We start from the raw sequence: 20,817 nt of genomic DNA, 5'->3' as shown, positions 1-20,817 counted from the left end.
TCGAGAAGTTAAGATGAGCAACCAGACTACAGGCGTAAACAAGCTGCTTCTGCTGTCAACACTCTTGTTGATGAGCTTTGGCATCGTTGTCGTTTATACGGCCTGTACCCAGCATGCGCTCAGGATGGGACTTGCCCCGGAATACTACCTGAAGAAGCATTGCATGATGGTGCTGGTAACGCTGCTTGTCATGCTCTTTGCTGCAAAAATCGATTATTCGGTCTGGAAAAAATTCTCGCGCGTCATCTTTGCGGGGGGCTGCGCCCTGACGGTATACTGCCTCATTTTCGGGAAGGCGCATCTTGGTGCCAAACGCTGGGTGGATTTTGGATTCTTCCAGCTGCAGCCTTCCGAGGTGCTGAAGTTCGGGCTAATCGTGATGGTGGCGGTCAAGCTTTCGGAGGCGGGCTCCGAAATAAAGAGCTTGAAGTGCAGCTTAATCCAGCCCGGAATTCCTTTTGCGATTGCGGCAATCCTCCTGATTTTGCAGCCCAATTTCTCGATGCTGATCATGTTCGCAAGCATTGTCGTGGCCATGCTTCTTGTTGCCGGCGTGAACTTCAAGCACTTGCTGCCGGCGCTGGGGGGCGGGCTTCTTATGGGTGTAATCATGCTTCTGGTGAAAAGCCATTCTTCGAAGCGCATTGCCGCGTTCCTGGATCCGTCGATGCACCAGGACAGTGCCTACCAGGCGGAACGTTCCCTGGAAGCCCTCGGCAATGGCGGTTTTTTTGGAACAGGAGTTGGCATGGGCATCCAGAAACTCGGATACCTTCCGGAGGCACACAAGGACGTGGTGTATTCGGTCATAGGCGAGGAATTTGGATTTATCGGGACGTTCTGCGTGCTGTTCGTTTTTGGAGTGCTCTTCTACCAGGGATTCGAGATTGCGAGGAATTCTTCGACCCGCTTCGGAAAGTATATGGCGGTGGCGCTGACGACATCCCTGTTCCTGAACTTTATCGTCCACGTGTGCGTGAGTACGGGGCTCATCCCGACAACGGGCCAGCCGCTTCCGTTCCTCAGCTTTGGCGGGACGAACCTGATTGTTTCCGGCCTGTTCATAGGAGTCCTGTTGAATATTTCCAAGTCCGGGACGGGAAAGAGAATAGACGAGCCCTATGTGGGCGGCGAGAAAACGAACGTCTATACGTTCGGCGGTTTTGATATAACGAGGGCTGAATCATGAAAAAGTTCCTGTTTGTGTGCGGTGGCACCGGTGGCCACATTTTCCCGGCAGTTGCGATTGCCGAAAGCCTCAAGAAGAAGGGGTATACGGACATCACGTTCGCAGGTCGCAAGGACTCCATGGAAGAGCGCCTTGTGGCTGCTAACTGGCCTTATGAATATATCACGGCGGAACCGCTCCACCGCGGTCCGTTCCTCAAGAATTTGGCTCTTCCGTTCAAGCTTTCGAAGTCGCTGGTGCGTGCGAAGAGCGTCGTGAAGAAAGTGAATCCCGATGTGGTCGTGGCGACGGGCGGCTACGTGTCGCTCCCGATTGTGATGGCGGCAGGCCGTCTCGGAATCCCCGTCTACCTGCAGGAACAGAATGCCGTTGCCGGTGTCGCGAACAAGGTCGGGTCTCGCTATGCGAAGACTGTGTTTGTGACCTCCGATGATGCGGCGAAGTTCTTCCCCGCAGAAAAGTGCATGGTCTTTGGAAACCCCGTGCGCAAGCTGCCCGATGGCGATTCGCTTGCTCGTCCGGCCGAGTTTGCCCCAGGCAAGAAGGCCGTGTTTATTGTGGGCGGTTCGCAGGGCGCAGCCGGTATCAACAACAAGATTGAAGAAAGCATCAAGACGATTGCCGCCCGCGACGACGTGTCTGTCGTGTGGCAGGTGGGCGTGAAGAATGTCGAAGCCATCTCGGAACGTGTCGGCAATGTGCCGAATGTCGCCATCCGCGGGTTCCTCGACGGAATCTACGCCTACATGAAGCATGCCGACCTGATAATCAGCCGTGCCGGGGCTTCCGCCCTGGCCGAGATCCTCGCGTTCGGAAAGCCGTCGATTCTGCTCCCGTTCCCGCATGCGACTGCGAACCACCAGGAACACAACGCCCGCGTGGTCGAAAAGGCGGGGGCATGCCTCGTCGAGCTCGATGCCGAAGAGAACCACCTGTGGGAAAAGGTGGAGCAGCTTCTGGCGAATGAAACCCGTTTGAATGCTATGGCCGCTGCCGCGAAGGGGCTGGGAATGCCCGATGCCGCCGACCAGATCGCGAAGGCCATCTTGGAAAAGGAAGAAGCGTAATGCAGATCAATGATTGTAAACGTGTTCGTCGTCTCCACTTTGTGGGCATCGGTGGCGCCGGGATGTCCGGCATTGCCGAGGTGCTGCATGCGAATGGATTTGAAGTGTCGGGTTCCGATACGGGTGAAAGCCCCGTCATCGACTACCTCAAGGGTCTTGGCATCAAGATTGCGCCGAAGCACGAAGCGAAGAACGTGGAAAATGCCGACCTGGTCGTGTATTCGTCCGCCGTTCCGCACGATAATCCCGAACTCGTGGAAGCGCACAACCGCCGCATCCCCGTCATTCGCCGCGCCGAAATGCTCGGCGAACTCATGCGCATGAAGTATACGCTCTCGATTTGCGGGACGCACGGGAAGACGACGACAACCTCCATCGTCGGTGAAATCTGGGAAGAAGCCGGTCTCGACCCGACGATTATCGTGGGTGGCGTGGTGAAGGGCAAGGGCTCGGGTGCCAAGGTGGGCAAGGGCGACTACCTGATTGCCGAAAGCGACGAGTTCGACCGCAGTTTCCTTTCGATGATGCCGTCTTCGGCCATCGTGACAAATATCGATGCCGACCACCTGGATACTTACGAGAATATTGAGGATATCAAGGATGCGTTCGTGCAGTTCGTGAACAAGATTCCGTTCTACGGCCAGGCAATCCTCTGCCTCGACGACCCGAACGTGCAGGCGATTCTCTCGCGCGTCAGGAAGCCGGTGATAACATATGGCTTTACTCGACAGGCCAAGTATCGCGTGGACAACCTTCGCTTCGAGAAGGGGTATCCCGTATTTGAAATATTGAACGACGGCGAAAACCTGGGCGAATTCCGCCTCCAGATTCCGGGCCGCCACAACGTGCTCAATGCGACCGCCGCCGTGGCGCTTGCTATCGAGGAAGGCATTTCTGCCGATGTGGCCCGCAAGGCGTGTGCCGCGTTCCAGGGCGTGACGCGCCGCTTCGAATTCATGGGCGAGAAGAACGGCGTGATGGTGTTTAACGACTACGCGCACCACCCGACTGAAGCGACCGCGACGCTGCTTGGCTTCCGCGAGGCTTTCCCGGACAAGAGGATTGTCGTTGCGTTCCAGCCGCACCTTTTCAGTCGCACCCGCGACCAGCACGAAGCTTTCGGTATGGCTTTCGCGAACTGCGATGTGCTTTTGGTGACGGATATCTATCCGGCGCGTGAACGCCCCATCGAAGGCGTGACAGGCGCGCTTGTCGCAAACAGCGCGAGCGACCGCGGCCACCGCAATGCCCGTTTCGTGGGCGACCAGATGAACCTGCTTCCGATCCTGAAGGAGGAACTCAAGGCAGGCGACGTGGTGGTGCTGATGGGCGCCGGAAGCATCTACAAGTTGGGTGACCGTATTTTGGAGGAATGCATTTGACCGAATCCAGGACGACATTCCTCGGCCGTCGCATCGGCTACAACGAGAGCAAGCGCAAGGAGGCCCGCGTTCAAAAGCTGAAGCGCGGCTTCAAGGGCGCCGCTCGTTGGTTCGTGCGCCGTGGCTGGATTGTTGCAATCCTGCTGGTTGTCGCCGGTGTCGCTCTCTGGACGAACCGATTCTACGTGCAGCGATTCAACCCGCTCGAACTGCGCCATTTGCAGTATATCGATATCGAGGGGAATCGCATGCTCTCGTGGGAAGACGTTATCCAGAATGCGCAGGTGGAACCGGGAATGCTCATGTCGGAACTCGAACCTGATTCGGTAGAAAAAATGCTGATGCAGATGCCGCTCATCCGTTCGGCGGAAGTGGAGAAGAAGTTCCCCTCCTCCGTGACAATCCGTTTGCAGGAGGCGGATCCCGTGGCTTCGTTCTTCGAAGGGGGCAAGGCGACTGTCTATTCCGAACGCGGAGTGCCCATGCCGCTATCGATGTCGACTGCGCTCAGGCTTCCGATAGTGGAACCCGGTTCCATGGACGAAATCAAGCGCATATGCAAGTTTCTCTCCGAAATGCGCAAGATCGATTCCAAGCTTTTCGGCCAGATTTCCCAGGTGGGCTGGGATTCGGAAGACAAGGCCTTCGAGGTGTTCTTCCGCGATGTCGAGTTTCATGTGCTGTTTCCGCAGTCGGGTTGGAACAGCGATCTCTTCGCCCTGTACGAGATGGTCAAGGCGGGATTTCCGAAGGATTTGCGTTGTGCCGGTGAATTGGACATGCGTTATGCCGGTTTTGCTTATGTAAGGAATTTTGACAAGAGGTGTGTCAATGGATGAAGCAAGGAATGAAATGAGGAAAGAGGACCTGATATTCGGTCTGGATATCGGAGCCTCGAAAATTAACCTGTTCGTCGGCATGGTGGACGGAGCTTCCGTGCGCGTGTTGGAATGCGGGGACTTCCCGCTTACCAATGCGGACGAGTTCGATCACGTGGTCGAGACGCTCAAGAATGCGGCCCAGTCCATCGAGTCGACGGTCGGCGTGGATGTCCACGACGTGTACGTGGGTATCGCCGGAAAGCATGTCTCCTCGTTCAACTACAGGGGACTCATTACGCTTCCGACCGGAGAAGTCCGCAGCCAGGATATCGAAACGGTCAAGGACCAGGCGAGCACAATTCCCGAATCGGCCGGGCAGATTATCCACGTGTTCCCGGGCGAATACACGCTCGACGACCAGCCGGGCATCCGCAACCCGAAGGGCCTCAACGGCCGCCGCCTCGGCGTCGAAGTCCAGGTGGTTACCTCGCGCCCGAACGCCATCCAGAACCTGGACAAGTGCGTAAAGAGCGCCGGTCTCCACACGGTGGAATTTGTGCTGGAACCCCTTGCTGCCGCCTATGCCGTGCTCACCGAGGATGAAAAGGAACTGGGAGTCGCCCTGATTGACATTGGCGCCGGTTCTGCCGACGTGGCCGTGTTCGTGGGCGAGTCCGTTCGCTATACGGTTTCCCTTGACCTTGCTGGGAACAGTATCACGAGCGATATCAGCAAGTGCCTCCAGGTTCCCATTTCGCTTTCGAAGGCCGAAGAAATCAAGAAAAAATACGGCACCTGCAAAATCAACAACCTCATCGAGGACGAAACTTTCCCGGTCCCGGGCGTGGGCGACCGCGGTGACGTGCAGTGCTCCCGCAAGCTCCTTGCGCGCGTGATCACGGCCCGTGTCGCCGAGATTTTCAAGATGCTGAGCGATGACCTCCAGAAGCACAAAATCGACGGCCTCATCAACGGCGGAATCGTGCTGACGGGCGGCTGCTGCGCTCTCGAAGGAATCGACGAGATTGCAGAGAAGGTGTTCCACAAGCCGGTGCGCATCGGGCTTCCCAAGTTCTTCAGCGGAATCCAGGAAGCGTTCCGCAAGCCATCCTACGCGACAGGCATCGGGCTCCTGCATTACGCCGCCCGCAAGCAGCGCGAGAACAGAAGGAACGAGACGGGTAAGCAGATTACGGTATCCGTCAAGAAAGGTCTTCAGTGGATCAAGGATTTGGTCCAGACATACTTTTAAACAACAAAAAACAACCACTCAATCCCAGGGAGAAAAACTATGAGTGAATACATGAACGGGACATCCCATATCGAAATGGATGAATCCACCCTCAACAACGCGAAGGTGAAGGTGTTCGGCGTCGGCGGTGCCGGCGGCAACACCGTGAACCGCATGGTCGGCATGAACATTCAGGGCGTGGAATACTACGCCGTGAATACCGATGCCATGGCCTTGGAACTGAGCCTTGCCGATCACAAGATCGCCATTGGCCAGAAGACCACCAAGACTCTCGGCGCCGGCGCAAAGCCGGACGTGGGCCGCAAGGCTGCCGAAGAAAGCGTCGAGGAACTGAAGGAGGCCATGAAGGGGGCCGACCTCATCTTCGTCACTGCCGGCATGGGCGGTGGAACCGGAACGGGTGCAGCCCCGGTGATTGGCGCTGCTGCTCGTGAACTCGGTATCCTTACCATAGCCGTAGTCACCAAGCCTTTCAGGCACGAAGGCCCCGTCCGCTCCAGGAATGCGGAAAAGGGCATCAAGAACCTGAGGGACACGGTTGACACCATGATTGTGGTTGACAACAAGAAGCTCATGAACGTGGTCGAGAATACCGACAAGAACATGACCCTCGAAGGCGCGTTCAAGCTGACTGACGACATTCTCGGTAACGCCGTCCGCAGCATTTGCGACATCATGTTCCGCCATGGCCTTATCCACGTTGACTTTGCCGACGTGAAGACCGTGATGACCAACGGCGGCTCCGCCCTCATGGGCACGGGCATTGCCGAAGGCGAAAACCGCGGCATCAAGGCTGTTGACATGGCCCTCTCTTCTCCGCTTCTCGAAGACGTGAACGTGGAAGGCGCTACCGGCGTGCTGGTGAATGTTTCCCACGGCGAAAGTTTCTCCATGATCGAATACAGCGAGGCCATGGAACATATCTACGAGGCCGTAGGCGACATGGGTGACCCGAATATCATCATCGGCGATATCCTCCTCCCGGAACTCGGCGACAAGGTTTGCATCACGATTATCGCGACAGGCTGCGGCAACACCGGCATTCAGCAGTCCGCTTCTGCCCAGGTGGCTCAGCAGCCCTACGTGGCTCCGACACCCCGCCCGAGCGACCTGGTGAACACCATCGGTAGCCCTGCAGGCTTCTCGCAGGCCCCGGTCCAGCAGGCTCCCGTCGCGCCGCAGCCGGTGCAGCCGACTCCGCGTCCGACCAGCCTGAATTTCGTTGCCCTTGCGCACAACACGGTTGCCATGCCGGCCGTCGCTCCTGCCGCTCCGCAGGCGACGTTCACACAGCAGGGTGCCGTGCAGCAGCCCGCTCAGGGCTATGCTGCTCCTGAATTCTCGGCTACGGCTCCCGCTGCCGAAGAATCCATTCTCGGGACTCCCAACGCCTCCCTTCCCGAAACGCAGGAATTCTCTGCCGTCGCGGATGTGGACGATATGAACGGAGTCCATGAGACTGCTTCTGTGAGCGCCATGCGCGAAGAACCGGCCAACCTCGGCACTCCGACTTTTATCCGCCAGCAGGCCCTCGCGGCTGCCCCCGCGGCAAAGTCCACGCAGTACGAAGCCGGTTCCCTCAAGAGCAACGGTGTTGACTACGACGTGCCCGCCTTCCTCCGCGGAAACGCCCTGAGCGACATCTTCTAATGATGTCTCTGAAGAACTTCTAGAAAGAAGAATAACACACACACAGGGTGTGCGTATTCCACGCACATCCCCACAACACACAAGGGACTACCTGGGTCTCCCTGCCTGGGTAGTCCTTTTTCGTGTTTTGAATGTCCCTGTTCGGGAATCTTTGCTATTTTAGCGTTCATGAGGTCCGGTGCCCACATCTTCGCTCTCTGTGCGCTCGCGTTTGCCGTTTCGGGCCATGCATACCCGGCGCCCCCGCAGTCGGGCGAACGCGGCTATTTCCAGATAGGCACCGATTTCGACTTCGGGTTCAACGGCGGCCCCACCGACCCCACCTTCGCGGTAGATACCGCCGACTGGTTCGGGGGCAACTGGCGCGGCCTGCAGATTCCGCTCGAAACCGCCCGCAGTTACGAGGAACACCTCGACCCGTTCTTCACCCTCAGTTTCCGCGCGGGCTACAAGAGTTTCCACGTGCTTCTGGAAGCCCCGCTCCGGCGCGATCTCGAGGCCTGGTATCAGGACGAACTTCACAAGAATTTCACTTATGACCCGAGCGAACTCGACATAAATGTTCCGAACAACGCCTACGCCGTGTGGGAGAACTCCGCGGGCTATGTGCAGTTCGGCCGGTTCGCTCTTGACGACCTAATGGTCTCGAAGAACGACATCTTGGTGGGCGGCGCACCCTACCACGACGGCCTGCGCTGGAAATTCGCTGCCGGCATGTTCCGCTATGACTTCCTGTTCAGCTCGCTTAACGCTTGGCTCTACGGCGACGTGATTGACCATTCGACCGGCTGCCCGCCCGTGGGTACCGAGGCCTACGCGCAAAAATGCACCGAGCGCGACAACCAGGTGGCAAACCAGCGCAACCGCACGTACGACGACAACATCAAGACCTTCATGTTCCACAAGTTCGGCATCGAGACCGAAAAGTTCTGGATTTACATCGCCGAACAGAGCATGATTGGCGGCAAGGCTCCCGAGTTCCGCTCCATGAGCCCGTTCATCTACTGGCACGACAACTACGCGACCGGCTACACGTCGGCAGCGACCTCCGTGGAACTCGGCTACAAGACGAGCAACGGCGCGAAGTTCTACAGCCAGATAAACATGGAAGACATCAACAGCCCGGTGGGTGAGGACGATGACAAGGGCACGAGCCGCTCCGTAATCAACTACCTTGTGGGCTACTATCACGAACTTTCGACCGCGCTCTACGGCAAGTTCAGCTGGAGGCTCGACGTGGTACGCACCGACCCCGTGGCTGGCAACAGCAGGCTCCCGCTCCTCAAGTACACGAGCCGCCGCAACTACCGCAGCAACTACCGCGAACAGGACGACCCCGATTACGCCGACGCCTACTTTGTGGATTACCCGATAGGCTACCGCCGTGGCGCCGACGCTCTCGACCTGTGGTTCGATTTCGGCTGGCAGTACGGCAAGCACTCGCTCGTGCTTACGCTCGCATGGCTGCGCCAGGGCGACAAGGAAATGTACACCGACTACAACGTGGCCCTCGCCGGCGGCGAGAATTCTCCCTCCGGCGTGGAAGAAGCCCAGTACCTGGTAGATGCGCTCTACAGGATGAAGGTGAACGGCTGGTTCGGCTTTTATGTGGGAGGCGGTTTCCGCAAGTACGAAAATCTCGCGCACGTGAAGGGCGACGACGGTTACGACGGCTGGCTGCGTTCCGGCGTGAAGTTCACCTTCAACCCGGTCGATACGAAGTTCTAAAAGAAGCTAACCCCTTCAAAGGAGCACCCATGTCCCTGAAACACTCTTTAACCCGAATTGTGGCGTTAACAGCCACGCTCCTTGTAGCCTGCGGCGATGAAGTCACCGAAGTGACCGAAGTCCACGAGACCGGCATGAAGATTGTCGAAGAGGGCGAGAAGTTGCCCGAGTGCACCACGGAAAACGAAGGCACGATGGTTTATGCGCTGGATTCTGCTGCGTCGTACGCCTGCATCAACCGCGAATGGACTTCGTTCAACGGTAAGGACGGCGCCGACGGTAAGGATGGCCGTGACGGTAAAGACGGCGAAGATGGTGCGAAAGGCGATAAGGGCGACCAAGGAGTCAAAGGCGACACTGGTGAAGCTGGTACTTCTTGCACAATGGAGTCCTTGCCCGATAGCAGCGGTTTCAAGGTCATCTGTGGCGGAGATTCCGTCGGCGTTGTGCTGAACGGCGAAAAAGGAGAACAAGGCGACAAGGGCGAAGACGGCAACGATGGTAAAGATGGTCAAGACGGCAAGAGCATCGAAGGGGCCGAGAACTTTTTCATAGATGCTCGTGACAAGCAGATATACAAGAAGGTGACCATCGGGACCCAGACATGGATGGCGGAAAACCTCAACTTTGAAACAGATGGCAGCCGTTGCTACAATGACTCCGCTAAATACTGCGCCAAGTACGGCCGTTATTATACCTGGGCCGATGCCATGGACAGTGCAGCTGTATTTTCGGATAATGCCAAGGGCTGTGGCTATGATGTAGAATGTACCATAAAGACTCCTGCGCGTGGTATTTGCCCGGAAGGTTGGCATATCCCGGATTCTACGGAATGGAGAACGCTGTATAGCGTGATGGGCAAATCGTCGAATGCCATGCAGGCGAAGGGCTTTGACAATTGGCCTGATGCAACCGATGCGTACGGGTTCACCGCGCTTCCTGCCGGCGGCTACATGCGTAGCGCTTTCTACGATGTCGGCGGGTACGCCCGCTTCTGGAGTGCCGCTGAGTTTACTGAGTATGATAACCATTCCGCTGACTACTGGTACTTGAATGCGATCGGTGCGACCCTCAGCTTCGCTGACGAGAACTTCAGTTTATCAGTCCGTTGCATCAAGGACTAACTATATTTATATTATTCCTAAACCAAGGAGTTTTTTATGGCAGAAATCGGTACACCTCTAAGTTCTAGCGCCACGAAGGTGCTGTTTTGCGGAGCCGGCGAACTCGGCAAAGAAGTTATCATCGAGATGATGCGTCTCGGCGTCGAGGTTATCGCCGTGGACCGTTATGCCAATGCGCCCGGCATGCAGGTGGCCCACCGTAGCCACGTCATCAACATGCTCGACGGTGCCGAACTCCGCCGCGTGATTGAACTGGAGAAGCCCGACTACATCGTCCCGGAAGTCGAGGCGATTGCGACCGACACGCTCGTGGAACTTGAGAAGGAAGGCTTCAACGTCATCCCGACCGCGAAGGCTACCAAGCTCACGATGAACCGCGAGGGCATCCGCCGCCTTGCCGCTGAGGAACTGGGCCTCAAGACGAGCCCGTACCGCTTTGCCGACAGTTTCGAGGAATTCCAGAAGGCTGTCAAGGAAATCGGTATCCCCTGCGTGGTGAAGCCGGTGATGAGTTCTTCGGGCCACGGTCAGAGCGTCATCAAGACGGAGGCCGACATCCAGAAGTCGTGGGACATTTCCCAGCACGAGGGCCGCACCGGACATGCCAGCCGCGTGATTGTGGAAGGTTTCGTGCCGTTCGATTACGAGATTACATTGCTTACGGTTCGCCATGTGGGCGGAACCAGCTTCCTTGAACCGGTGGGTCACCATCAGGTGGGCGGCGACTACCAGGAATCCTGGCAGCCCCAGCCGATGAAACCCGAACTCCTGGAACAGGCGAAGGACATCGCAAAAAAGATTACCGATGCCCTCGGTGGCCGCGGCATCTTTGGTGTGGAACTGTTCGTGTGCAAGGACCAGGTGCTCTTCAGCGAAGTTTCTCCGCGCCCGCACGATACGGGCATGGTGACTTTGATTTCGCAGGATTTGTCTGAATTTGCGCTGCACGCCCGCGCTATCTTGGGCCTGCCTATCCCGAACATCGCTTTCCACGGCCCGAGTGCTTCGAAGGCTATCGTGGTGGACGGCAATTCCGACCACGTGAAGTTCGGCGGCCTCGAAGAAGTGCTTGCAGAACCTGACACTGCGCTCCGCCTGTTCGGCAAGCCCGAACTCAAGGGCCACCGCCGCCTGGGCGTGTTGCTTGCCCGCCGCGACACGGTGGAAGAGGCCAAGGCGCAGGTCATGGCCATGCGCGAGAAGGTGAAGGTCTCGCTGTAAATTTTTGGGGGTGGGGAAAGAGTTTTGATGAAAAAGTTATTTGGATTACTCCTGCCCGTACTGCTTGTCGCGTGCTACTCGCCGGAACCTTTCGAGGCCGAATCGGTCGAGTCCGCGTCCAGTGGCAAGTCCGATATCGGGACGGTCTTCCCGGTGAACACGCAGAAGCAGATTTGTAACCCCTCCGTATCCCAGGATACGGTAAACTATCCGGCTGCGATGCTCTGGCTGAACTTTGGCGGTACGCTCAAGGTGACTCCGCCGGATTCTGGCTTTACGACAAGCGGGGTAATCCAGCATGACCGCCTGACTATTTCCGATACCTCGGGCAAGGTGCTCTGGTACATGATGCGCGATACGGCCGCGGGCGAATGCCAGTTCCAGGACCCGGAATGGAGTACGCACGCCGACTACGCCGTTGCGCTCCGCGCCTACGATCTGGACGGGAAGAAGGCCTGCGAGAATCTTGACTACGGAATTTTCGCCGTGCGCATGTCGGATAGCAAGAGGTTCTGGTTCTACGACAAGGATATTATCGAGACGGCGTCCCCGCACCTGTGGGTTTCGCCGGATGCCTCCGTTGACGAGGATGCCGCGGATTCCACGGTGGAAGGCTTCTTTGGCACCGACAAGGTGCGCCTGACTTACGTGAACGACGAAGACAAGATTGTGTTTGTTGATTTTGCGAATGGCGGGCTCGATAAGGCAAAGACGCTTGCAAGGCCTTCCGGCAAGTCCGGCTGGAGCATTGATGCCCCGATGATTTCGCCCGACGGTAACTTCATCGTCTATAACGTGCTCGAGAATCCGACGACGTGGGAAGCCTACATCCAGGAACTTTCCGCAAACTCTTCGCCGGTGAAAATCGAACGCGGGCAGAACTCGCTTTCGGAACCCGCACAACCGCACTGGTTTGCCTATAACGGCAGACTTTTTGTGATGTGGACGGAATTCCCGCAGGGCTCGCAGATGCTCAACAAGAACGACCTCACGCAGGAATCCGTGCAGGACGGTTCCGTGGGTCGCACGGTGATGCGCGAAGTTCGCCTGAATGCGGGTGCCCCGAGCGACCTTGCGGTAGAGTGGGTCGGAGATGTTCGTGAAATCGCCTCCATTCCCATGATTGGCGGGCGCTCTCCCGATGGCAGGTTCCTTGCCACCGGTACAAACTACGGCTATTTGCTGGAACTTCCGTGAGGTAGATGATGAATAAATCCTTATTGAAGTCTGGCAAGAAGTTCGGTGCGGTCGCATCTCTCGCGGCTGTCGCTATCTGCGCGTTCCTTGCGGCATACAACGCTCCGGTCGAACCCGCTACCCCCTGGGAATCCATTGGCGGGTGCGGTGCCGGCGGTTCCGGTGGAGGTGCGAGCGATGGCATCAAGTGGATCGGTCAGGGCGTTTCGGGCGGCTACCTCGAAACGGAAGTGTTTACCAAGTACAGCGTCGGCCAGAATTTCTCGGGCCTTACGCTCACCCCGCATTTTTCGATAAAGCCCACGTGGTCTACAAAACTCGGCGTTTCTGTCCCGCTCGTCTCGCACCAGGGCGAAGTCCAGTACCGCAGTAACCAGGCTCCGACCGACCGCAGTACCGGCGGGCTTGGCGATATCTCGTTTGACTTTAGCAAGACGATTGGTAGCGGGGGAGCGGCATCGCTTTCTGCATCGCTCACGATTCCTACCGGCCAGTACGATATCAAGCGCGGTACGGATGCTTCCGAAGAAATCTTGCCTGCAAGTTTCCAGAAGGGCTCGGGCCTGTATTCGCTCACGCTCGGCTGGGACTACAGCCGCGATACCGACAAGGGAATCTGGCTTTACGGGCTTACGTTCACGTACCCGTTCGCGATGCATCTGATTTCGGGCGAGAACGAGTTCAACGACAGCTACTGGAAAAACATCGAGCACGATGGCGACCGCTTCGAGTACCGCTTCAAGCCCTATGGCGAAAACGACCTCGGTGCCTTCACTCCGCCTTCTGTGGGCGCATCGGTGGCTTACGGTTACCGCGGGCGTGCAGGAATCGTGCAGAGCCTGGGTGTTAACTTGTCTGTACCGCTGGGCGTTGCATGGATTAGTTCCGAGAAGGCGGGCACGTATGACCCGCGTCCCGACCCCGATCATCAGGCGTGGTCTGTGGCGCTTGCCTATGGTATCGAGTTCTCGAATGCGGACTTCCCGGTGTTCCTCGCACTCTCCGTGCCCATACACGACAAGGCGAATGCGGCTGACCCGAGCGATGAATACGATGAATCCCCGATGCGCGAATGGAATGCGCCCGACTGGGGCGACATTCTGCAGCAGTGGACCATCGCTGTCGGCATAAAGGGAAGTTTCTTCTAAAAAATAAGCCCGCGGGAATTTGCCTGCGGGATTTTTTTTATGAGCGTTATGCTCGCGGGTACTATGCGCGCGGGTGCGTCTTCTTGAAGGCGGCACGCAGGCGTTCTGCATTTACATGCGTGTAGACCTGCGTTGTCGAGATGTTCGAGTGCCCGAGCATCTCCTTCACGCTCATGATTTCTGCGCCGTTTTCGAGCAGGTGCGTGGCAAAACTATGGCGCAGTACGTGCGGGGATGCCTTGCCCTCCCAGCCGATGTCGCGCAGCAGGTCGTGGATGTCGTTCCGGAGCGTGCGCAGCCCGAACGGCTTGCCGTCTTCGCTGAGGAATACATATCCCGTTGCGGTGGGGAGGTGGCCCGCTTCAGCTTCCATCTGCTTGAAGTTCGCGATGCGGTCGATGAAACTTTCGGTGAGCGGCACGATGCGTTCCTTGTTGCCCTTGCCGAGCACGCGCACGAGTTTCGCGTTAACGTCGATGCGGTCCCACGTGAGGTTCTGGCATTCCGAGATACGCAGGCCCGAGCCGTAGATGAGTTCGAGCAGGATGCGGGCGCGTACCTGCTGTAGCGTCGGAGGGTCCGGCAGCTCCGGGAATCTTTCGGGCGCGAGGTCTTTTTGCCCGAGCACGTTCACGAGCCGCTTGGGCCGCTTTGGCATCGGGACTACTTCGGCGGGATTTGTTTCCAGCACTTTCGAACGCACCAGGTACTTGCCGAAGCTTTTTAATGCGGCGAGGTGCTCGCAGATGCTAGTGGGCGCCAGTTTCTGCTTCATCTTCAGGTCCCACACGAAGCCCTTTACATTCATCTCGGAAAATGCCGAAAGCGCGGGCGCATTCTCGACGCCCGCTTTGCCCGCGGGTATGGGCGTGCAGCCCAGGTGTTCGAGGAACTTCGTGAGCGACTTCTTGTAGGTATCTACTGTGCGGGGTGAAAAACGTCGCCGCTCCGCAATATACTGCAAGAATTGCTCGATGTGTTCCGGAAGGTTCATGCCGCATAATTTAACAAACAAAAGACCATAATAAAGGGGCTCCTTGTTGGTCACGCCCTTGCGAAAAATCTATTTTAGAGGGTAAGGTATGAATTTCGCGTGCAAACTTGACACACCGACGCTTGTGGACTGCCGCCGATGGGCGGTGGTCGCTTTGGCTGCGACCCTGCTGCTTGCGGGTGTGTCCTCTGCTGCCGACCGCGTGGTGGGGGCGAATGCGACGCTTGACATGGAACCGGGAGCCCGTTCTGCAGCCCTTGGTTCTGCGACGATGGCTGTTGACGGGGATTACCTGGGGCTCACGGCCAACCCGTACCAGCTCGCAAACGTGAACTACGCCTGGGCGTCTTTCTCGCATACGGAATACTACGAAGATACCAAGTTCGATTTTGCATCAGCGGCGATTCCGCTGTCCGAGGGCCAGGGCATTGGCGTGTCCTTTTCGCGATTCGCTGCAGATGACATTCCCTATATCCGCGAGGGCGAACCGCTCCCCGAAGGTAGCGACTACAAGACGCTTTCGATTGCCGACTGGGTGTTTTCTGTTTCGTGGGGCCGACGCCTCACCGATCGGCTGGACTTGGGCGTGGGCTTCCACCTACTGTATCGCGATATGGACCAGACGGGCTTTGGCTTCCGGGGCGATGCCGGACTCCGCTTCCGGGCTGTCGACAGCCTTTTCGTGTCGGCGATGTTGAAGGGCTGGACTTCTTCTGCGACAACATGGGAATCGGGGGAGTTCGAGTATTCTGCTCCCGAAGTCTATCTGGCGGTAAGCTACAGCTTGCCGGTGGCCTACCTTTACGGCAAGTTGAATTTCTACTGGCAGGGGGCCGGGCTCTTCCATCACGAAGCCCGAGCGCTAGATTTTGAAACCGACGAGGAAGTGGGGGGCCCCATCTGGGAAAGCCCGCTCGACTGGCTTTCGGGCGGCCGGGGCGGCATCGAGTTCGCCTTCGATTTCGGGCTCAGCGTCCGTGCGGGGCTTTCGAGCTTCACCACCTTCAAAAGCTTTACTGCGGGTGCCGGACTTGTCATTGCGAAGTTCCTGAAGGTTGACTACGCCTTCGAATCGCACCCGGTGTTTTCGCCTGTTCACCGCGTGAGCATCAGCGTGAGCCCTTACCTGTTCGCCCGCGCTCCCCGTCCGGAACCGAAACGCGATCGCGGCCCGTCCAAATACAAGGGCTCCCTGCTAGAAGAGGAACCCCATCCCGAGGAATCGGCCCCGGAGGCTCCTGCTGCAGAACAGGCCCAGTCTGAGGCCGCCCCGGCGGCTCCGGTGGTCGAGGATGCGTCGGAAGAGGTGCTCGAAGAGCGTCCCGCCGGCGGAACCTACTGGGAAGAATAGGGCGAAAATTAACTTTTTTTGCATTTTATTGGCGATATCCGTCACATTACGAAAAAATTAGTCTATATTTCAATCGTATGACGGAATTAAAGAACTATCGCGAAGTCGGCATTTTTGACTTGTTGTCTGCACCCCTGAACCCTATCGGGGCGTTCGATGCGGAGCAGTTCAAGAAGGATGCCCGGAAGCTGATCGATGACAACCCCGACGACAAGTTTGTCGCCGTTGACCTGACGGGTCTCGATTTTGTCTATAGCGATGCCTATAATGCGTTTGTCCAGTTCCAGGGTGAACTTTCGGGAAAGGGGGGCATGCTCGCTCTCCTGAGCAACAGCGCGACGATAGCGGACGGCCTCAAGAAGGCTGGCCTCGACCGCTCGCTCAAGGTGTTCGCGGCCGAAGCGGAGATGATGTCTTTCTCGCTGCATAGCCATGGCCCGGCAGAACCGCTTCCTCCTGCATCGCCGGTTCCGGAACCGGAAGTCGCGCCGGTCGCGTCCCAGAATGTCCATTCGGCCTTGGATGCCGAACAGCCCCGTGCAGAACGCCGCACTGGTCACAACCGTCGCTTTACCAAGAGTTTCAACGCGGTCGTCAAGGACGAGAAGAAACTAGCCGCCAAGGGCATGAACATGCCGTTCGAGGAAGAATCTTCGTCGGGCAAGACGGTCTTCTTCATCATTCTGATACTCCTGGTGCTCGGTGGCGCCGTCGCCTACTTCCTGATGTGATTTGACCGATGTCGGAAGGCTTCTCGGAGCATCACTGCAAGAAAAAGTACAAGTCACGCCGCCGTAACATCCCCGTTGTACGGCTGCTCTTGTTTGGCATCCTCCTGTTCCTCTTCATCAAGCTGGGAATTGCCGAGAAGGTGGTGAACCTCCTCCCGCTACCCGGGAATTCCGAAACGGCAGAGGTGACCTGGGATTCGCGGTGCAAGGAATTGCATGGCAGGGCTTTCGAACTCAAGAACGGTCTTGGCCAGTGCTCCTGGGTGCTCTCCGATTCCATATTCTACCTGCCCAACAGTTTTTTGCGCTACCTTTCGCAGACGACCAGGTCTTCGCGTCCGCGCTTGCACTGGGTGGCTCCCCGTGATAATTTCTCGGAGGCGACTCTTGTCCAGGTGGAAGATTCTGTGGTGTCTACCTACCTCCATGTTCTCGGGGCGGATTCCTCGTTTTATTGGGTGAACATGGATGACGGATGCCGGTTCCCGGGGCTTTGCCCCAAGCAGCCGCTGGATTGGTCTGCGCTTCCGATTACGGAAGACTTTGACTTCGAGGGCCAGGAATCGCTTCTGGCGATGGATGCTCTCCTCGGGATTGGCGAAGCGCCGGTGCATCCAATTTTGCCTGGCATTGTGCTTGCCGCGGGGAAGGATTCCATGGGCAACTTCATCGAACTTGACCATGGGAACAACGTTGTCTCAAAGATGTCCGGGCTGTATCCGTCGAAAGTTTCTGATTCGCTCAAGGTCGGAGATTCCGTCGATGTCGCAACTACGGTCGGGAGGCTTGCGCCTAGGGACAGCTCGACGTTTTTCCTTTCGGTCCGTCGCAACGGCCTTTTCGTGCGCTGGAAGGATTTCTATTCCGAAGCGCATCCCTTGGAGAAGACCGAAATTGCTAGATTCGTAAAAGATATAGATTTTTGATGGGTCCGGGAATGTGCAGGCGTTTTTTCGATCGGCTTTTTAAGATTGCGGCGGCTTCTGTCGCCTTTGCCGCTGCTCCATTTTTTTGGGCTGCCTGCACGCAGGGCGACGATGGACCGATTCCCGTTTCTGCGGAAGACGATAGCTTTGTAGGGACGGGTTTTTTCCGCAAGGCCACCTTGGATTCTGGGGCGTTCATCCACCTCGTCTCTGATACGCTTTTTATCAATCTCGATAGCCTCTGGAGTTATTCCAACTGCGCTCTCAAGCGCATTGAGCTCGATGCTTCGAACGACGGCGGCTCCTTGGTGATTTCTCCGAAGATAATTATCAAATCCGATGGGGAGGATTGCCCGTCCCCGTTCCTTCATCCCGATACGACCGTCAAGCTTCTGCTGGATGCCGACGACGTCTCCGGCGCATCCGTACTCCGCATCCGCAACGATGAAGGGCGCGAACTCGATACAATCCTCCTGCGTCGTGGACGCTTCGAACGGGACACCTTCGCCATCTATGTGGATTCCCTTTTTGATTCTGTGTCGGCCTTGCCGCTGCGTACCAAGGGCTCGCCTTCGATTCTGAAGGTTGTCGATAGCCTCACTCCGCGTGTCTTTTACTGGCGGCCGATAAAATCCGAATGTGGCCTGATTGTCGACAAGTGCGGCTCGGTCGTGGCGGATACGATTTTCCCGACGGTGTGGAACATGTCCGATACGGCCCTGGTTCCCATCCGCAAGTCGTGTGCGCTGGGAGATTCGACCTATTGCTCGAATAACCGCTGGGTGGACGATTCCAGTTCGATAGGCGATGTGCAGGAACGGACCGACACCCTATGGCATACGAGCCTCTATTATGTCGAAGAAATTCCCGATTGCGCATCGATGAACTCTTTTGCGTTTGACGCATTCTCCGTGGGGCGAAAAGTGAACTTTGCCCGCGAAATCATGGTTCCCGATGAATCCGAAACGGCGTGCGGCCCGTCTGCGCTTCGCGATGTCTTCATTTATGATATCGGACGCAACCGCGTGTTTCCCGATTCTCTCGATGCCGATTCACTTTATGGCCTGTGGAAATCCGAGGCCCGCAAGATAAAGTAACATGCAAGAAATAGAATATTCGTTCTCTCCTGAAATTGCCGAAGCGGACCGCCCGGTGGTCCTGGAATCCCGCATCTACAGGGAATGGCTGGAAGCGTCACAAAAGAAATTTGTCGTGACCAAGGTCCACTTTTCTTCGGTCGATTTCTTGCGGAAAGGACGCCAGCCGCTCTTTATAAAGCTGACTGCGACTGCGACGCTTCCGGATGGGCGCCCGGTGCACGGGATTGTGCTGGTCCGCGGCAACGCGGTTGGAATCTTGGTGGTGCTCCGCTGCGAAGGCAAGAAATACCTGCTTCTGGTGCGGCAACCGCGTTTTGCCATTAGCGAGCAGGCATCGCTCGAAATTCCGGCGGGGATCCTCGACTGGACAGGGGACTACCGCAAGGTGGCCCTCTCCGAACTCAAGGAAGAAGCGCAGATAGATGCCGAGGAATCGGAACTCATTGACCTCATGGATTTCTGGTACCAGGGAAAAAGCGACGGCTTTGCTGCCAGTTGTGGACTCCTGGACGAACGTATTCGCTTGTATGCGATAGAGCGTGACGTGACACCCGAACAGCTGAGGGCGATGGACGGGAAAGACCAGCAGTATACCGAGGAAATCGAGTGGATCCGGACAGAAGTGCTGCCTTACGAGGAGGCTGCCCGCCAGTTCGTGGACGGGAAGAACCTCATTGCGCTGTTCCTGTACGAACGCTGGCTGCAGAGCCACAAATGAGGTTGTGGGCCTCTACCAGTTCCCTAAATTGTTGACGGTCAACCCGACGAAGAAGACCGTCAAGTAGCCGTACCAGAGCGCCGTGAGGACGTAGTTGAGCCCGCGCTTGTAGGCCTTGGGTTCGTTTTTGTTTTTCTCGTGGATGGCGATAACGTTTTTGCGACAGAAATAGGCGCATACGGCAAGGCCGACAATGGATGCGAGAATCAGAAGAACATAAGCCATGCGTTAAATATAGTAAAAGAAAGGAACCATAGTTCAAGGGCTTTAGGATTAACTATCTTTTGCACAAGAGGTTTTACTATGAAATTTTTTGTGACGGGTGTTGGTGGCCAGCTGGGCCACGACGTGATGAATGAACTTGCGAAGCGCGGGCATACGGGCGTGGGCTCGGACATGGCTCCCGCCTATAGCGGTGTTGCCGATGGCAGTGCAGTGACGACGATGCCCTACGTGCAGCTCGACATTACGGATGCCGCTGCTGTCGAAAAGGCGATTTCGGAAGTGAACCCGGATGCGGTGATTCATTGTGCTGCATGGACTGCAGTCGATATGGCCGAAGACGATGCGAATGTGGCGAAGGTCCGTGCGGTGAACGCGGGCGGTACGCAGAACATCGCGAATGCCTGCAAGAAACTCGGCTGCAAGATGACCTACATCAGCACGGACTACGTGTTTGATGGCCAGGGAACGGAACCCTGGAAGCCCGACTGCAAGGATTACAAGCCTCTCAATGTTTACGGTCAGACCAAGCTCGAGGGCGAACTTGCCGTGAGCGGGACTCTCGAAAAATTCTTTATTGTGCGTATCGCGTGGGTGTTCGGCCTCAACGGCAAGAACTTCATCAAGACGATGCTCAATGTGGGCAAAACTCACGACACCGTGCGCGTGGTGAACGACCAGATTGGAACGCCGACATACACGCTCGACCTTTCTCGTCTGCTCATCGACATGAACGAAACCGAAAAATACGGTTACTACCATGCCACAAACGAGGGCGGGTTCATCAGCTGGTACGACTTTACCTGCGAAATCTACAGGCAGGCTGGGCTTGCGACGAAGGTCGTTCCGGTGACTACGGCCGAATATGGCCTCAGCAAGGCTGCGCGCCCGTTCAACAGCAGGCTCGACAAGAGCAAACTCGTGGAAGCCGGTTTCAAGCCGCTCCCCACATGGCAGGACGCCCTTGCTCGTTACCTGAAGGAAATCGGGGGCTAG

At 57.0% G+C, this 20,817-nt stretch carries 19 protein-coding genes; 17 read left to right on the top strand and 2 right to left on the bottom strand.

Going from position 1 to position 20,817, the window contains the following annotated elements; translation table 11 throughout:
• Positions 1-13 precede the first annotated feature (13 nt).
• The 11 genes from ftsW to B2310_RS04495 all read left to right on the top strand — a co-directional run bounded on the left by ftsW (position 14) and on the right by B2310_RS04495 (position 13,779).
• Positions 14-1,189: a putative lipid II flippase FtsW gene (gene ftsW, locus B2310_RS04545; protein WP_173365136.1), complete on the top strand. Its 1,176-nt coding sequence runs from the start codon at positions 14-16 to the stop codon at positions 1,187-1,189.
• A complete protein-coding gene (gene murG / locus B2310_RS04540) occupies positions 1,186-2,256 on the top strand; it encodes an undecaprenyldiphospho-muramoylpentapeptide beta-N-acetylglucosaminyltransferase (RefSeq protein WP_173365137.1) in 1,071 nt (356 codons plus the stop codon). The genes ftsW and murG overlap by 4 nt, the downstream gene beginning before the upstream one ends.
• Positions 2,256-3,638: a UDP-N-acetylmuramate--L-alanine ligase gene (gene murC / locus B2310_RS04535; RefSeq protein ID WP_173381318.1), complete on the top strand. Its 1,383-nt coding sequence runs from the start codon at positions 2,256-2,258 to the stop codon at positions 3,636-3,638. Before murG ends, murC begins: the two co-directional genes overlap by 1 nt.
• Positions 3,629-4,477 (top strand): cell division protein FtsQ/DivIB, encoded by an 849-nt coding sequence (locus B2310_RS04530; protein ID WP_173365139.1) that lies wholly within the window; start codon positions 3,629-3,631, stop codon positions 4,475-4,477. The genes murC and B2310_RS04530 overlap by 10 nt, the downstream gene beginning before the upstream one ends.
• The gene (gene ftsA / locus B2310_RS04525; RefSeq protein WP_290728999.1) at positions 4,470-5,711 is read left to right on the top strand and encodes a cell division protein FtsA; all 1,242 of its coding nucleotides are present in this window, start codon (positions 4,470-4,472) and stop codon (positions 5,709-5,711) included. Before B2310_RS04530 ends, ftsA begins: the two co-directional genes overlap by 8 nt.
• 39 nt (positions 5,712-5,750) lie before the next feature.
• Positions 5,751-7,361 (top strand): cell division protein FtsZ, encoded by a 1,611-nt coding sequence (gene ftsZ, locus B2310_RS04520; RefSeq protein ID WP_173365141.1) that lies wholly within the window; start codon positions 5,751-5,753, stop codon positions 7,359-7,361.
• Positions 7,362-7,529: 168 nt separating this feature from the next.
• The gene (locus B2310_RS04515; protein ID WP_290723217.1) at positions 7,530-9,089 is read left to right on the top strand and encodes a hypothetical protein; all 1,560 of its coding nucleotides are present in this window, start codon (positions 7,530-7,532) and stop codon (positions 9,087-9,089) included.
• Between the two features lie 29 nt (positions 9,090-9,118).
• Positions 9,119-10,213 (top strand): fibrobacter succinogenes major paralogous domain-containing protein, encoded by a 1,095-nt coding sequence (locus tag B2310_RS04510; protein ID WP_290728997.1) that lies wholly within the window; start codon positions 9,119-9,121, stop codon positions 10,211-10,213.
• A 36-nt stretch (positions 10,214-10,249) separates the two neighbouring features.
• Entirely contained in the window at positions 10,250-11,434 is a 1,185-nt protein-coding gene (gene purT / locus B2310_RS04505) for a formate-dependent phosphoribosylglycinamide formyltransferase (protein WP_290728995.1), read from the top strand.
• Positions 11,435-11,461: 27 nt separating this feature from the next.
• On the top strand, positions 11,462-12,631 hold the full coding sequence (locus B2310_RS04500) for a hypothetical protein (protein WP_290728993.1): 1,170 nt from the start codon (positions 11,462-11,464) through the stop codon (positions 12,629-12,631).
• An 8-nt stretch (positions 12,632-12,639) separates the two neighbouring features.
• Positions 12,640-13,779 (top strand): hypothetical protein, encoded by a 1,140-nt coding sequence (locus B2310_RS04495; protein ID WP_290728991.1) that lies wholly within the window; start codon positions 12,640-12,642, stop codon positions 13,777-13,779.
• Between the two features lie 61 nt (positions 13,780-13,840).
• On the opposite strand, the gene B2310_RS04490 is transcribed toward B2310_RS04495, so the two are convergent.
• Positions 13,841-14,773 (bottom strand): tyrosine-type recombinase/integrase, encoded by a 933-nt coding sequence (locus B2310_RS04490; RefSeq protein WP_290728989.1) that lies wholly within the window; start codon positions 14,771-14,773, stop codon positions 13,841-13,843.
• An 88-nt stretch (positions 14,774-14,861) separates the two neighbouring features.
• On the opposite strand from B2310_RS04490, the gene B2310_RS04485 reads away from it, so the two are divergent.
• From B2310_RS04485 to B2310_RS04465, 5 genes are all read left to right on the top strand, one after another.
• Entirely contained in the window at positions 14,862-16,124 is a 1,263-nt protein-coding gene (locus B2310_RS04485) for a hypothetical protein (protein ID WP_290728987.1), read from the top strand.
• A 77-nt stretch (positions 16,125-16,201) separates the two neighbouring features.
• Positions 16,202-16,855: an STAS domain-containing protein gene (locus B2310_RS04480; RefSeq protein ID WP_173381309.1), complete on the top strand. Its 654-nt coding sequence runs from the start codon at positions 16,202-16,204 to the stop codon at positions 16,853-16,855.
• Between the two features lie 8 nt (positions 16,856-16,863).
• Complete coding sequence (locus tag B2310_RS04475; RefSeq protein WP_173365155.1) at positions 16,864-17,781, top strand: M23 family metallopeptidase; 918 nt, start codon at positions 16,864-16,866, stop codon at positions 17,779-17,781.
• On the top strand, positions 17,781-18,878 hold the full coding sequence (locus B2310_RS04470; RefSeq protein WP_290728984.1) for a hypothetical protein: 1,098 nt from the start codon (positions 17,781-17,783) through the stop codon (positions 18,876-18,878). The genes B2310_RS04475 and B2310_RS04470 overlap by 1 nt, the downstream gene beginning before the upstream one ends.
• Position 18,879: 1 nt before the next feature.
• Positions 18,880-19,599, top strand: coding sequence for an NUDIX domain-containing protein (locus B2310_RS04465; protein WP_290728982.1), 720 nt, complete (start codon positions 18,880-18,882; stop codon positions 19,597-19,599).
• Positions 19,600-19,611: 12 nt separating this feature from the next.
• Here B2310_RS04465 and B2310_RS04460 read toward each other — a convergent pair whose 3' ends face one another.
• The gene (locus B2310_RS04460) at positions 19,612-19,824 is read right to left on the bottom strand and encodes a hypothetical protein (RefSeq protein WP_290728980.1); all 213 of its coding nucleotides are present in this window, start codon (positions 19,822-19,824) and stop codon (positions 19,612-19,614) included.
• A gap of 78 nt (positions 19,825-19,902) precedes the next feature.
• On the opposite strand from B2310_RS04460, the gene rfbD reads away from it, so the two are divergent.
• Positions 19,903-20,817, top strand: coding sequence for a dTDP-4-dehydrorhamnose reductase (gene rfbD / locus B2310_RS04455; protein WP_173381306.1), 915 nt, complete (start codon positions 19,903-19,905; stop codon positions 20,815-20,817).

It is taken from the genome of Fibrobacter sp. UBA3629 (genome assembly GCF_002374005.1).
GTDB lineage: Bacteria > Fibrobacterota > Fibrobacteria > Fibrobacterales > Fibrobacteraceae > Fibrobacter.
Note: the sequence above shows the minus strand (reverse complement) of the source record. Positions and strands in the feature narration are given on the sequence as shown.

Bases quoted from the DNA above. Each gene is read 5' to 3' on its own strand.
- murC (WP_173381318.1), top strand. From the start codon at position 2,256: ATGCAGATCAATGATTGTAAACGTGTTCGTCGTCTCCACTTTGTGGGC.
- B2310_RS04465 (WP_290728982.1), top strand. From the start codon at position 18,880: ATGCAAGAAATAGAATATTCGTTCTCTCCTGAAATTGCCGAAGCGGAC.
- rfbD (WP_173381306.1), top strand. From the start codon at position 19,903: ATGAAATTTTTTGTGACGGGTGTTGGTGGCCAGCTGGGCCACGACGTG.
- murG (WP_173365137.1), top strand. From the start codon at position 1,186: ATGAAAAAGTTCCTGTTTGTGTGCGGTGGCACCGGTGGCCACATTTTC.
- B2310_RS04470 (WP_290728984.1), top strand. From the start codon at position 17,781: ATGGGTCCGGGAATGTGCAGGCGTTTTTTCGATCGGCTTTTTAAGATT.
- ftsZ (WP_173365141.1), top strand. From the start codon at position 5,751: ATGAGTGAATACATGAACGGGACATCCCATATCGAAATGGATGAATCC.
- ftsA (WP_290728999.1), top strand. From the start codon at position 4,470: ATGGATGAAGCAAGGAATGAAATGAGGAAAGAGGACCTGATATTCGGT.
- B2310_RS04490 (WP_290728989.1), bottom strand. From the start codon at position 14,773: ATGAACCTTCCGGAACACATCGAGCAATTCTTGCAGTATATTGCGGAG.
- B2310_RS04475 (WP_173365155.1), top strand. From the start codon at position 16,864: ATGTCGGAAGGCTTCTCGGAGCATCACTGCAAGAAAAAGTACAAGTCA.
- B2310_RS04500 (WP_290728993.1), top strand. From the start codon at position 11,462: ATGAAAAAGTTATTTGGATTACTCCTGCCCGTACTGCTTGTCGCGTGC.
- B2310_RS04510 (WP_290728997.1), top strand. From the start codon at position 9,119: ATGTCCCTGAAACACTCTTTAACCCGAATTGTGGCGTTAACAGCCACG.
- B2310_RS04480 (WP_173381309.1), top strand. From the start codon at position 16,202: ATGACGGAATTAAAGAACTATCGCGAAGTCGGCATTTTTGACTTGTTG.
- B2310_RS04485 (WP_290728987.1), top strand. From the start codon at position 14,862: ATGAATTTCGCGTGCAAACTTGACACACCGACGCTTGTGGACTGCCGC.
- purT (WP_290728995.1), top strand. From the start codon at position 10,250: ATGGCAGAAATCGGTACACCTCTAAGTTCTAGCGCCACGAAGGTGCTG.
- B2310_RS04460 (WP_290728980.1), bottom strand. From the start codon at position 19,824: ATGGCTTATGTTCTTCTGATTCTCGCATCCATTGTCGGCCTTGCCGTA.
- ftsW (WP_173365136.1), top strand. From the start codon at position 14: ATGAGCAACCAGACTACAGGCGTAAACAAGCTGCTTCTGCTGTCAACA.
- B2310_RS04530 (WP_173365139.1), top strand. From the start codon at position 3,629: ATGCATTTGACCGAATCCAGGACGACATTCCTCGGCCGTCGCATCGGC.
- B2310_RS04495 (WP_290728991.1), top strand. From the start codon at position 12,640: ATGAATAAATCCTTATTGAAGTCTGGCAAGAAGTTCGGTGCGGTCGCA.
- B2310_RS04515 (WP_290723217.1), top strand. From the start codon at position 7,530: ATGAGGTCCGGTGCCCACATCTTCGCTCTCTGTGCGCTCGCGTTTGCC.